Below are 13831 nucleotides of genomic sequence, written 5' to 3'. Positions count from 1 at the left end.
TTAGTAGTATTCTTTGCTGTGTAATGGCTGCGCCTGCTAAGGCTCAGCCTACGGCAAAGGAGTGGAACAAAGATGTTGTTGGTTGGAATCTGGGTAACCAGTTTGAGTGTTCGGCTCCAGGACAAGATGGCGAATCGATGGCCATCGGTATGGCCGATAACAGTATCAAGGCCGAAACCGCCTGGGGAAATCCTGTGGTAACCAAGAAAAACATCAAGGCAGTAAAGGAAGCAGGTTTTAATGCCGTTCGTATTCCTATCCGTTGGCAGTGTCACATCACCAATCCTACAGCCATGAGTATCGATAAGGCTTGGCTGGCTCGTGTAAAGGAGGTGGTTAACTGGTGCCTGAGCAACGATCTGAAAGTGATTATCAATACACACCACGATAAGTGGCTTGAGGGGCGCCCCACCAACCAATACAAAGACGAGAACAACCAGAAGTTAGCTCTGCTTTGGCTGAATATAGCCAGCGAGTTTGCCAATTACGACTACCGTGTAGCCTTTGCCGGAACTAATGAAGTACACATTAAGGACAACTGGGGTAAGCCCGAAGCCGAGAATCTGGCTGTGCAGAACTCCTACAATCAAACTTTTGTTGATGTTGTACGTGCTACGGGTGGCAATAATGCCAAACGCCATCTGCTGGTGCAGACGTATGTTTGCAACCCCGACTTCGGAATTAATAACGGCGATTTCATTGTGCCTACTGATATCGAGGGCAATGGCAACGATTATATGAGTGTAGAATTCCATTACTATACCCCCTGGGATTATGCTGGCGAGTGCAAGTATAATTTCTGGGGTGAGCCTTATAAGGCCAAAGGCGAAGCTTCGCCTAACGACGAAAAGACCATGAGCGAGTTTTTCGATAAGGTGGTAAGCACATGGAGTAATCAGGGTTTAGGCGTAGTAATAGGCGAGTGGGGTGTTACCGATCGCCAGAAGAGCGGTCAGACCGATTTGATTCATGAAAACATGACCTACTACTGCCACTTCCTGGTTAGCGAGGCTAAGAAGCGCGGTTTCTCCACCTTTATCTGGGACAATAATAGCTTTGGCAGTGGTTCGGAGCATTTCGGCATCTTCGATCGCAATGCTGGCATGAAGGTTAAGGCACCCTGGGTGCTTCAAGGTATTTTGGATGGCAAGAAATAATATATAAATTCCAATTATAATTTAACTAATTAAACAATGCACATGAAGAAATCAAAAACGCTTCTCAGTCTGCTTTTTGCAGGCATGATGTGGATGCCGTTGACAGCAGGTGCCGTTACAACTAACGGTCATGCTACTTCAGTAGCCCCCGACGACCAGACCATTTCTGGTACCGTAGAGGATGCCAATGGCCCAATGATTGGAGCCACTGTTAAGGTGGTTGGTAGTTCTGCAGGAACTGTTACCGATATCGATGGTAACTTTAAGGTAAAGTGCAAACCCGGCGATATGCTCGAAATCAGCTACATCGGATTTGCTACTAAGCAGGTAAAGGCCAAGCAGGGCATGAAAGTCCTGATGGAGGAAGACAAGACCTTGCTCGACGAGGTTGTTGTTACCGCCCTGGGTATCAAGCGCGATCGTAAGGCTCTGGGTTACGCCCTCTCTGAGGTAAAGGGCGAGGAGCTTACAAAGGCTAAGGAAACCAACGTTATCAACTCGCTTTCGGGTAAAGTAGCAGGTCTGGTAGTTCAGAATACCGCAGGTGGTGCTTCTGGTTCTACCCGTGTACTGCTGCGTGGTAACACCGAAATCAGTGGTAACAACCAGCCTCTCTACGTTATCGATGGTGTGCCCCTTGACAATACCAACTTTGGTAGCGCAGGCACTGAGGGTGGATACGACCTGGGTGATGGTATCTCAGCTATCAACCCCGATGATATCGAGAACATGACCGTACTGAAAGGTCCTGCCGCTTCGGCCCTTTATGGTAGCCGTGCATCACATGGTGTGATTCTGATTACTACCAAGAAGGCCGATAAGGATAAGATCAGCGTTGAGTATAACGGTTCGCTCACATTCGACCAGCAGCTGGCTAAGTGGGACGATATCCAGCAGGTTTATGGTATGGGTTACAGTGGTGCTTACAGCCCAACTGCTACTTCGGGTACCAACTCAAGCTGGGGTGCTAAGGCCGACGATCTGGAGATTGAATATTTCGATCACGTAAAGCGCCCATTCCTGATGTATCCTAACAATACCAGCGAGTTCTTCCGTACTGGTATGACTACCCAGAACACAGCTATCCTGTCTGTTAACTCTGGTAAGACAGGTGTTCGTTTCAGTGTTACCGATATGCGTAACAAGGATATTCTACCTAATACACATATGAGTCGTGATAACTTCAACCTGCGTGTAAACACATCAGCTGGTCCTGTTGATCTCGACTTCACAGCCAACTACACTCGCGAGGATGTTAAGAACCGTCCTGCACTGGGCGACTCTCAGAGCAATATTGGTAAGAACCTGATGACTTTGGCTGGTACCTACAATCAGGCTTGGCTGAAGCACTATCAGACTGAGGATGGCGACTATGCCAACTGGAATGGTAACGACCAGTATAACAAGAACCCTTATTGGGATCTGTATAAGAACGAGAACACCACTGGTAAGGATGTGTTCCGTCTTACAGGTAAGGCCATCTGGAATATCACCGATCACTTGAAGTTGCAGGGTACTATCGGTACCGATATGAACTTCATGTCGTTCCAGGACTTCATCTGCCGCACCACTCCTGGTAAGCAGGCCGGACAGCTGCAGAACCAGAAGTTCACAAACCGCACTCTGAATGCCGAGCTGTTGGCACTCTACAACAACCAGTTTGGCGATTTCGATGTAAACGCTACCCTTGGTGGTAACATCTTCAAGGTAAACAATAAGACTGATATCTTTACTGGTACCGACCAGCAGATGAAGGATATCATTGCTATCATGAACTATGCCGAGCAGAGCATTCTGCAGAATACTTACAAGAAGCAGATTAACTCTATCTTCGGTTCGGCTAGCGTAGGTTATCAGCACACCTACTATCTCGAGGCTACCGTACGTGGTGATAAGTCATCTACTCTGCCTATTAATAATAATGTATATATCTATCCTTCGTTCTCAGGTAGCGTTGTGTTCTCTGAGTTCATCAAGAACAAGAGCTTGATTAACTATGGTAAGATTCGTGCTTCGTGGGCACAGGTAGGTAGCGATACCGATCCTTATCAGCTGGCGCTGAACTACACCACAGGTAAGTACTCTTACGGTGGTTACGTAATTGGTATGATTAACAACAACACCCAGCCTAACAAGGACCTGAAGCCAACCCGTACCAACAGCTTTGAGCTGGGATTGGAGATGAAGTTCTTCAAGGGCCGTCTGGGGCTGGATGTAACTTACTATAACCAGTTGTCAAAGGATCAGATTATCGGTCTGGCTTCTTCATCAACTTCTGGTTATAACTATCGCCTCATCAACGCTGGTGAGATTCAGAACAAGGGTATCGAGATTGCACTCAACGGTCGCGTGCTGCAGATCAAGGATTTCGCATGGGATGCTGGTGCAAACTTCTCAAAGAACACCAATAAGGTTAAGTCGCTCATCGACGGTATGGACTACTTCGAGCTTGAGAAGGCAACCTGGTGTGGTGTTAGCGTAGGTGCCGAGGTTGGTAAGAACTACGGTTCAATCATCGGTAAGGACTTTAAGCGCACAGCCGACGGACAGGTAATTATCAATGCCGAGAGCGGTCTGCCAGTTGTTGACGATCAGACTCACACACTGGGTAACGCCTCATGGGATTGGACTGGTGGTTTCTATTCTACCTTTACTTATAAGAACTTCCGCCTCTCTGCAGGCTTCGACGTTAAGGTTGGTGCCGATCTCTTCTCAATGTCAATGCGTTCGGCCTATGCTACAGGTAAAGCCAGTGGCACACTCGAGGGCCGCGAGGAGTGGTACCGCTCTGAGGAGCTCCGTAAGCAGGCTAATATGACACTCGACGAGTGGCGTGCTGCCGGCAAGTGCGAGGGTCTGATTGTTCCTGGTGTTATCGACAATGGTGATGGTACATACCGTCAGAACGATATTGCCGTTAATCCTGAGTCGTACTGGAAGACAGCTACCGAGAATGCACCTTCGATGTTCATCTACGACAACTCGTATGTAAAGTGCCGCGAAATCACCTTCGGTTACACATTCCCTGAGAAGTGGCTGGGTAAGACCGTGAAGGGCCTGAACGTTTCGTTCGTAGCTCGTAACCCATTCATCGTATGGAAGAACATTCCTAACATCGATCCTGACTCTGGTTACAACACCTCAGGACTTGGTTTGGAGTATGGTTCGCTGCCCTCACGCCGCAGCTATGGTATCAATGTTAATGTTAAATTTTAATGAGTATCAGTTATTATGATTACCAAATATATTAAGAAAACCCTTTTCGCTGGTATGGTTGGCTGTACCTTCCTGGCTACTGCATCTTGCAGCGATAGTTACATGGAGGAGCTCAATACCGACGAGACCAAGGCGTCATCGATTGCTCCAAGCGCCCAGCTCACTACAGCATTGCTGCAGACCTATGGCGACTTCGGACTGATGGACACCTATCGTAGCTACATTACTGGTTTTACACAGCACTTCGCAGGTGGATGGAACGTTAGCAACTATGCTGGTAGCGTACATGCACAGGACGATCAGATGCGCCTGATTTGGGACCAGTACTATGCTGTGGCTATCAAGAATATTGTAGATGCCATCGCAAATTCTGAGGATATGCCAAACACCAATGCCGCTCTGCGCATTCACCGTGTTTACCTCATGTCGGTTCTTACCGATACCTATGGCGATATTCCTTGTACCGAGGCTGGTTTAGGCTTTGTTAAAGGTATTTCTAATCCTAAGTACGATACTCAGGAGGAGATTTATAACTTCTTCTTCGATGAGTTGGCTGCTTGTGTAGATCAGCTTGGTACTGGCACCGATAATATTGGTGGCGACGTTACCAGTCTGTATGGCGATCCTGCAGCTTGGCGTAAGTATGCCAATGCCCTGCGCCTGCGCTTTGCTATGCGCATCAGCGATGTGAACCCTACTAAGGCTCAGCAGGAGTTCGAGAAGGCCCTCTCGGCTAATGGCGGTTATATCGCTTCTGAGGCCGACGATGCCTACATTATCTATACCGACAGCCCCTTTACTCTCTACGACGGCTCACGCGACCTTGATTTCCGTGTAAACGCACTTGGCGAGATTCTGTATGGCCAGGATCCTACTTCGCCTACATTTATCTGCTCCACATTCTTCAATATCTTAAAGGATAACAACGACCCACGCCTTTATCGCATCTGCCGTCACTACATCAACACCAACCGTTCGGAGATTAAGCCCGACCGCGAGTGGAATATCGATGTTACCGACGAGGTTAGAGCTTATCTCGACAAGGTTGATACCTATACCGCTTGTGTACCAGGTGCTGCCTGGTGGAGCGATTGGGTAAATGCACCTGCTAACTCTGAGATTCCTACACTCGAGAAGTATGTAAAGATGTATCCCGAGGCTGGTTTCGATCAGAACAACTTCAATGCACGTATGATTCGTCCATTCCTCTCTATCGACTTTGAGATGCCCGAATGTCCTGGTACACTCATCAACTCAGCCGAGGTAGAGTTCCTGCTGGCCGAGGCTAAGCTCAAGGGATGGAATGTTAACGGTACCGTTGAGGAGCACTTCAAGGCTGGCATCAAGGCTTCGATGGCCTGGATGAACAACCACTATCTGCAGAACAAGGATAAGATTGCCGATGCCGATATCGATGCCTACATCAATGGTTTGATGAACGCTGGCGTGCTTACTGCTAATGCTAAGGAGGCCATCAACACTCAGGCTTATATCCTGCACATGATGAACCCTGCTGAGGCTTGGGCTAACCTGCGTCGTTCCGACTATCCTGTACTGGCCGATCGTACAAAGCTGGCTATCCGTCCCGACTTTACTTACGACGATGCTAATCTGTCAACACCTAATCGCCTGCGTTACCCCATCCTAGAGAACCAGTACAACAGCGAGAACTACAAGGCTGCCATCGAGCGCATGGGTGGCAAGGACGATTGGCACAAGCGTCTCTGGTGGGACACAAGCGATATCAATGTCGAGTAATAATTTTAAAGAAATAATTGCATTATGATTACTAAGAATATATCAAAATATCTCGCCATGTTCTTCATGGTTTGCGGCATGGCTGCTAATACAGCTTGCACATCTGATGAGGATCCGTTCTTCACGGCTGGCGAGGATGATTATCCCCGTATCCTGAATACGGATATCCCCGAAGGTAAGGATGGCGAGCCTGGCGTGCTCATGACCATCGAGCGCACCCAGAACTTCCAGTTCGACGTAATGGTTACCCCCGTTAAGTACACCACCGTTACCTGGCTTATCGACGATGAGCAGGTAGCCGAAGGTCTTTCTATCGACACACCTGTACTGGCTGGCGAGCACCTCGTAAAGATTGTAGCTGCTACCACTAAGGGTCTTGAAACCTCACGTACCTGCAAACTCGTTGTTCTGCCTGCCGAGGGCGATCCCTCACTGGCCAGCGACGGCAAATCACGTTGGCTCACTATCGGTAGCACCAAGACAATCGCTTGCACCAATGCCACTAACGTCACCAAGGTGTTTGTGGGCAAGCAGGAGGCCAGCAACGTAGCGTTCGCTAATGGAAAACTTACCTTTACTGTTCCCAGCATGGCCGAGGGCGAGTACACTGTTGTTATCGAGGCCGATGGCGCACGTTATGGTTGCGGTGTGTTTACAGTTAGCAACACAGAATATGTTGATCCAGGCGTAAAGGAGACCGTACTCTGGGAGGGCAGCACCGAGATTAACTGGGGCGAAGCCAACGTTACTGTTTCAGCTGCCGATATGGCTAATGTGCCTGTAGGCGCTACCATCCGTTTGGTTTACGAAATGGCCGATATGCCTGATGGCTATCATGCTCTGCGTATCACCACACCTTGGTGGGGCGATAATGCCGAGGATCAGATTGTAGCTCAGTTCGACCTCACAGCCGACACACCAAACCCATTCGAGTTCACCTACACCGCTGCCAACAAGGCTATTGTAGATGAGCGTGGTGGTATGCTCATCGTAGGTTATGGTTACAAGCTTACCAAGGTGGTTGCTGTAGAGAATATAGCTCCTGCCGAGACAACCCTTTGGGAAGGCGGCATCGAGATTAACTGGGGCGATGCAAACGTTACTGTCTCAGCTGCCGATATGGCTAATGTGCCTGTTGGCGCTACTGTGCATGTTTACTACCAGATGGCCGATATGCCTGATGGCTATCATGCCCTGCGTATCACCACACCTTGGTGGGGCGATAATGCCGAGGATCAGATTGTTGCCCAGTTCGACCTCACAGCCGACACCGCTAACCCATACGACTTTACCTACACCGAAGCCAACAAGGCAATTGTAGATGAGCGTGGAGGTATGCTCCTTGTAGGCTACGGTTACAAGCTTACCAAGGTAACATTCTCGAAGTAAATAAAACATCTATACTACCATGAAACATCAAGGGCTGGTATTCCTCCACACGGATACCAGCCCTCATTTTGTTTAACCATTATATCACAACTTATTTTAAGGTGATAATTGCGAAATCTCTCAACCTCTCACTCAAATCTTCTGAAACTTGCATAAATACTGGGGATAGAGGAGGATGAGAGGTTTATAAACCTCTCACTGCACCTCTCACTATACCTCTCACTTTTTTATCAGAGATATACGTATTCAGGAATTGGTTATAGGGGGAGGTTGAGTGAGAGGTTAGGTGAGAGGTTGCTCCAACCTCTCATGTGGCTGAAATGCTTTGTATATAAAGGTTTCAAAGGTATTGAGTGAGAGGTTGAGATGTTTTTGCAAAAAAATCATGCCACCATTAATGCTGGCATGAGTACTTATTAGATATGACTCCAGTACGCCTTAGGAAGTACTACAGTACGCTTACTAAAGGACTCGAGTACTCCTACGGAAGGATTTTCATTACAACTGATGGCTATGTATATATGCTTTGACAGCTCGCTGTACCTCAGTACTTTTTGTTTTGTTGGTTATCAGTTGGTAGATCGGTATTACATCGTCGCCAGTCAGCAGTACGAGCGATAGATTATCGTTATTTGCTTGGTTCCACCATTCAGCAATAGCTTTTGATGATTTCTCTTTGCTGAGAGGTAATTGAGCGAATTCAGTTGAAAGCCTTTGCGTGTTGCCACCATGACATTGTACTGATAGTGCGCCACCTTTTGTAGCTTTCGAATCGATAATTTTCCAATAAAACGGGGTTATATACCTCGTTCATACGACGGAACATACTACATAAGAAGCAATCGTCATCGTTTGTATTTTCTTTCAGGCCAGAACGATAGAGTGATAGGATATTTATTCCCATAAGTGCACATTTGAGTACATGGGTGCCAAATCGTTCTACAATACGTTCAGCGCTTTCGTTTTCAAGTGCTTGTTTGAAATCATCAGTCAGGATACGGTCAATATATCGTTCAGTCGGTATCAGCAGTTTCTTTTCATATACAGTATATCTGTCCATATACATCATAAACGAGTAGTTGTCGCCTCGCTCCTTGCTTTCCTTAAACAAAGGATTGCTTGTTAAAGTACCAGCGAAATATACGTCGCCTGGTTCGCCCTCGAGTGTAAATCCTTCTGCTCTACGCAAACCATCCAAGAAAGTCCATGAATACCCAATGCCACTTACCAGACTTCCTGTTCCGCTACTGGCCACAATAGATGTCATCTCGTCTGGTTCTATTTTGTTCAGGTCGATCACATTCTCACGCAGGCATTCGTTGCTAAGATATGGTCCCGTTATATCGTAACCTGAGCCCAGATATTCTTTTGCAGCAAGAGGCATATCGGCCGATAGGTTGGTAATGGTTTCCTCTTCGGGTACAGCAACTTCGCCCTTGTTATTAGGGTCGTTATTATCTACGATATCTTCATTATTACTGCTGCAAGAGACGAGAGAGAAGGCAGTAAGCGCAATACATATTGTTCTCCTGAAATTAATTGTAATCATACCTTATATAATTGGTTATGGTGCAAAAGTACTAATTTCTGTCAATACACAAAAAATAATATCCCTATAATTAATGAGGGGAAACCCTATTATTCTATTATCAAGCGTGCTATATTCTAAAATACTTTAGCAGTTCTTTATACATATCTTGGGCTGTAAGACAAGTATCTGTAAGGTAGCCGTTAATATGTCCCCATTCTCGCAGACCTCTATAATAGAATATCTTCAAATCATCTGTAATAATGAATGGAACAATATTATTGGCTAGGCACTCCTTAAACATCAGCAATCGACCAACGCGACCATTACCATCTTGGAAAGGATGAATCTGTTCAAGCCGCACATGGAAGTCAAGAATATCTTCGAATGATTTCTTGCCTTTATGATTATATTCATCCAATAGGGTTTTCAACTGCTTGTGTACATCCTCTGGTGCACAAGTATCCTGTCCACCAACCTCGTTTGGTAATCGTTTATAATCGCCAACGGCAAACCAATCCTTACGACTATCAGAAGTTCCTGATTTCAGCAACAGATGCAGATGCTTTACCAGATTTTCTGTCAGTTTATCCTCTGTATGATCGATGATATAATCGATACAACGGAAGTGATTAACTGTCTCTACAACGTCATCCACATTTATAGCGCTGTCAGTAACACCAATCGTATTAGTTTCAAAAATATATCGAGTCTGATCGTGGGTAAGCTTGCTACCTTCTATATGATTAGAGTTATAAGTAAGGTCTATCTGGGTGCGATGATAAATACCACCTTTTAGTTTCGATGCCTTCTGCTCTCTCAACGCCTTAAGAAGTGGCGATACCTTTTTATTTTTCTCACCACGCTTGGGCAAAGCAGCATCTGCAGGAATATTCCAAGTCTTTCCTGTTAAGAAAGCCCCCTCTATCTTCCCTTGGGCACAATAATTTCGGGCCGTACGCTCAGAAATACCATACTTTTCTGCAAACTTACTAACTGATATATACTCCATGTTTCAACGCTATCGGCAAGTTTTTACGCCAATTCACGCCACAAATATATAACTTTTTGCCGATACCGGCAAGTTTTTGAAACAAAAACCACTAAATACTTCACTTTTTAACTCAATGAATCATGGAGTCGGTTCCATGATTTCCAGTAAATTCGACAGAACGGCGTTTTTTGTTCCCAAGGTGGGAATGGATTGTTCCCTAACTGGGAATAAAATGTTCCCTAGTTGGGAATAAAGTGTTCCAAAGAAGGGAATATCCCCTAAGGAATAGGTCGAACACCTTGTAGGCATAATCTGAATCACTTGTAGACATAATCTGAATGACTCATAGAAATAACTCGAATACAATAACCTATTTTATATATAGTTTATCGAATTTTTCTCTCATCTCTCAACAAATCGCTCAAAACCCGCATAAACACTAGGGATTCGAGCGATGAGAGATTCTAAAAATCCCTCCCTAATCTCTCACTAATCTCTCACCCGATCCCTCCAGACACACACACCTCAGCCAGATTTTAATATTTAAAGAAAAAACCGAAAATAATAGCCAAAAAACTTGCAAAACTTCCTGTGAGGGTTTCCTGAGAGATTGTTGAGAGATTAGGGAGAGATTCCAAAAATCTCTCACCCATCTCAAATCCTTTGTACACGGGCGTTTCGAGAGATTTCTTGAGAGATGAGAGATTTTTTTAATATGATACAACAAAAGAAAGCCGCAACCCTGAAAAGGTTGCGGCTCTATTTATATAAGAGGTGTATCGCTTATGCGAATGGATTCTCTGTTGGGTAGTAATCGCCCTTGGGGAAGTTGTAGTCGATCTCCTCAACGGGGATGCCCATGTACTTGAGAACCTCCCAGAGATACTTACCCTGATGGCCGAGACAATTTTTCCGCCAATTATTTCTTTGTTTCAGAAAAAATCGTTAACTTTGCCAACCTAAAGTCAAACCATATAAAGTCACAGGTGGTGATTAGATAATGAAACAAACAGAATTACTTTGCAAAACTATTGAGCAAGCGCTTCATCAGGAGATACGCACGCCAAAAGATTTCGACCAGCTGAGAGAACGCATCTTTCTGCGATTACATCAGATGCTTAGTGCCACAACCCTTAAACGTGTGTGGGGCTACTTAGACAATGAGGGCGAACCAAGCGTGAGAACACTCGATACCTTAGCCCAGTTCATTGGTTACAAGAACTATCAGGCGTTTTGCATGCACTCTCCTGCTGATGGCATGGAGCCAAGTAATCTGGCCATGAATCGCCATCTGGATGTAAATGCCGACCTTGCTGTGGGAGAATGCTTAACACTCTATTGGCTACCTGACAGAGTGTGTCATATCCGCTATGAGGGCGATATGCATTTTGTGGTTACAGCATCAGAGAACACTCGTCTGAAAGCAAACGATACCTTTTGCTGTAGTCTGATTATCGAAGGTGAGCCACTATATCTTAGTCAGTTGCAACAGGGCGATCAGGAACAAACCAATTATGTTTGTGGCAAACGGGGAGGCATTAGATATGAGCGATGATGCTTCAAGCTACATAGTAAGTGATTTCGAGGGACTCAGCTCCACCTTCTCCGAGATGGTTGAATTGCCATCTACGGGCTATTGTCGTTTGTACAAAGCCAAACGCTATGGGCGATGGTTTCTGCTCAAATGTCTGAAGCAGGAACTATCATCCGATACCGCCTATCAACAGTTGCTTCGCAAGGAATTCGAGATTATGATGCGCTTGCAGCATCCATCTATCATGCAAGCCATTGGTATGGAGGATGTTTTGATAGCTGACGGGCATTACGAACGATGCCTCATAGCCGAATGGATTGATGGCGAGACGCTGGCTCAATATCTTGAGGCCAATCCCAGTCGTAGCGATCGCCAACGCATAGCTATCGATTTGGCAGAGGCTTTGGCCTACATTCATCACCAACAAGTGGTACATCGCGATCTGAAGCCCTCAAACATCATGATTACCTACAACGGCAGTTATGTGAAGATTATCGACTTCGGACTAGCTGATACCGATAGTCATGCCATACTGAAACAACCTGCTGGCACATTGAAGTATATGGCTCCAGAGCAAGCCACAAAAGCTCTACCAGATGTTCGTAACGATATCTATTCGCTGGGAGTCATACTTCTGGAGATGGATATATATAAAAAGGTGGCTGAGCGATGTCTACGCCCCATCCATCAACGCTATCAGAATATGGACGATCTGCTTGCCTCCCTTCATCAGCAGCGCAAGTGGCATTTCAAGCTTATGGCATCAGCCATGATAGCCCTGGTTGTCATCTTTGCTTTGATAGCAAAAGTGAATGCGATAAGTCATAAAGCCTCTGATTTAGAGAAACATACGGCTGAGCTTAATTTTCAGGTGAAAGTGCTGAACCACGAGATTATTGGCTTCGAGGACCCTGAGGCAAAGCAAAAATGCATCAGCCATTGGGATTATGATCACGATGGTGAACTGAGCTATCAAGAAGCAGCCTCAGTAAAGTCGCTTAGCGATGTGTTTACAAAGGACACGCTGTTGCGATCGTTCCCAGAACTGGAACACTTTACTGGTCTTAACGAAATTGATGCTTGTGCCTTTTGGGATTGCACCCACCTGGAGTCAATCCGCATACCTCGAACGGTACGTTTTATCCGCCAGAGTGCCTTTCGCCATACAGGTCTGCAGATGATAACCATCCCCAGTAGTGTCGTAGCTATAGGCGACCATATACTGGAAGAGTGTCCTGAGCTTGAAACAGTCATCTTCGAATCAGTATTACCCAACACCAACGATGGTGCTCATCATCTGGTTGACTGCCCCAAACTCTCTGCTATCTTTGTGCCAGAGTTCTATATGACAGAAACGAATGAGAAGAAATCTTGGCAGAGTCTCAAACCATATATCCATAAGTATATAGAGTTTCGCGATCCGGCAGTTAAGTCCGTCTGTGTTAGTCATTGGGATAGTAATGGCGATGGCGAATTGTCTATAGACGAGGCTATGGCTGTTACCTCGCTTGGTGGTGCTTTTTCTGGAAATACGGCTATACGCAGCTTTGATGAGTTGCGCTATTTCACAGGCTTGAAAGAGATAGAGGCAAATACTTTTAACGGTTGTTTAAATCTAAAGTCTGTACAACTGCCTCGCTCTGTAGAAACGCTTGGCGAGAATGCCTTTCTGAAATGCGACTTTAACGCGTTTTACATCCCATCTGGCGTCACTCATATTGCCTCTACAGCCTTGGGTGAAAACCATCATCTGTGTAAGGTAGAAATAAGTGCCGATAATCCCGTTTATGATAGTCGCGAAGATTGCAATGCCATTATAGAAACGGCTACCAATCAGATGGTTACAGGTAGTGCTACAGCCTTTATACCCAATAGCGTAACGAGTCTCAGCGACGAATGCTTCAACTGGTTTGATCGCGATGAATTGGTCATCCCTTCTCAGCTAACCCATATAGGTACTTGGGCCTTGACCTGTATCTTCCAACGGATATATTGTATGTCGGACGTACCCCCATTTTATCGACCAGATACTCGCGAGTCCTTTTGGGAGCATCTGCCAGAAATCTATATTCCTTATGGCTCTACAGAAGCCTATTGCCATGCAGAAGGTTGGAAGCTATTAACACATCGTCTTCATGAATTCCCAGCTAAACCAGCACCCGTAACAACAGATTTTTCATACTATTTTAAAACTTGGACCAATTTGGACCAATTAAGTTTCCTGAATTTCGATTAATTTTGCACCGAAATTAAAT

The 13831-nt window shown here is 45.7% G+C and carries 8 protein-coding genes; 6 read left to right on the top strand and 2 right to left on the bottom strand.

Features of this window, described 5'->3' with window-relative positions:
- Positions 1 to 23: 23 nt before the first annotated feature.
- The 4 genes from T499_RS0108165 to T499_RS0108150 are packed head-to-tail and all read left to right on the top strand — an operon-like array spanning position 24 to position 7520.
- The gene (locus T499_RS0108165; RefSeq protein WP_176763658.1) at positions 24 to 1157 is read left to right on the top strand and encodes a glycoside hydrolase family 5 protein; all 1134 of its coding nucleotides are present in this window, start codon (positions 24 to 26) and stop codon (positions 1155 to 1157) included.
- Positions 1158 to 1193: 36 nt separating this feature from the next.
- Positions 1194 to 4373, top strand: coding sequence for a SusC/RagA family TonB-linked outer membrane protein (locus T499_RS0108160; RefSeq protein ID WP_198021275.1), 3180 nt, complete (start codon positions 1194 to 1196; stop codon positions 4371 to 4373).
- A 15-nt stretch (positions 4374 to 4388) separates the two neighbouring features.
- Positions 4389 to 6131 carry a SusD/RagB family nutrient-binding outer membrane lipoprotein gene (locus T499_RS0108155; protein ID WP_033150587.1) on the top strand — a complete coding sequence of 581 codons (1743 nt, stop codon included), beginning with the start codon at positions 4389 to 4391 and terminating at the stop codon, positions 6129 to 6131.
- Positions 6132 to 6155: 24 nt separating this feature from the next.
- Positions 6156 to 7520 carry a hypothetical protein gene (locus tag T499_RS0108150; RefSeq protein ID WP_157054569.1) on the top strand — a complete coding sequence of 455 codons (1365 nt, stop codon included), beginning with the start codon at positions 6156 to 6158 and terminating at the stop codon, positions 7518 to 7520.
- A gap of 700 nt (positions 7521 to 8220) precedes the next feature.
- Here T499_RS0108150 and T499_RS0108145 read toward each other — a convergent pair.
- Complete coding sequence (locus T499_RS0108145; RefSeq protein WP_033150586.1) at positions 8221 to 9069, bottom strand: hypothetical protein; 849 nt, start codon at positions 9067 to 9069, stop codon at positions 8221 to 8223.
- 109 nt (positions 9070 to 9178) lie between these two features.
- Complete coding sequence (locus T499_RS0108140; protein ID WP_033150585.1) at positions 9179 to 10060, bottom strand: Fic family protein; 882 nt, start codon at positions 10058 to 10060, stop codon at positions 9179 to 9181.
- A 982-nt stretch (positions 10061 to 11042) separates the two neighbouring features.
- Between T499_RS0108140 and T499_RS14190 the strand changes: the two genes are divergently transcribed.
- Entirely contained in the window at positions 11043 to 11597 is a 555-nt protein-coding gene (locus T499_RS14190) for a hypothetical protein (protein ID WP_157054568.1), read from the top strand.
- Complete coding sequence (locus T499_RS0108130) at positions 11563 to 13812, top strand: protein kinase domain-containing protein (RefSeq protein WP_198021274.1); 2250 nt, start codon at positions 11563 to 11565, stop codon at positions 13810 to 13812. Before T499_RS14190 ends, T499_RS0108130 begins: the two co-directional genes overlap by 35 nt.
- The last annotated feature ends 19 nt before the right edge of the window (positions 13813 to 13831 follow it).

This window comes from Prevotella sp. RM4 (assembly GCF_000701965.1).
Taxonomy (GTDB): Bacteria; Bacteroidota; Bacteroidia; order Bacteroidales; family Bacteroidaceae; genus Prevotella; species Prevotella ruminicola.
Note: the sequence above shows the minus strand (reverse complement) of the source record. Positions and strands in the feature narration are given on the sequence as shown.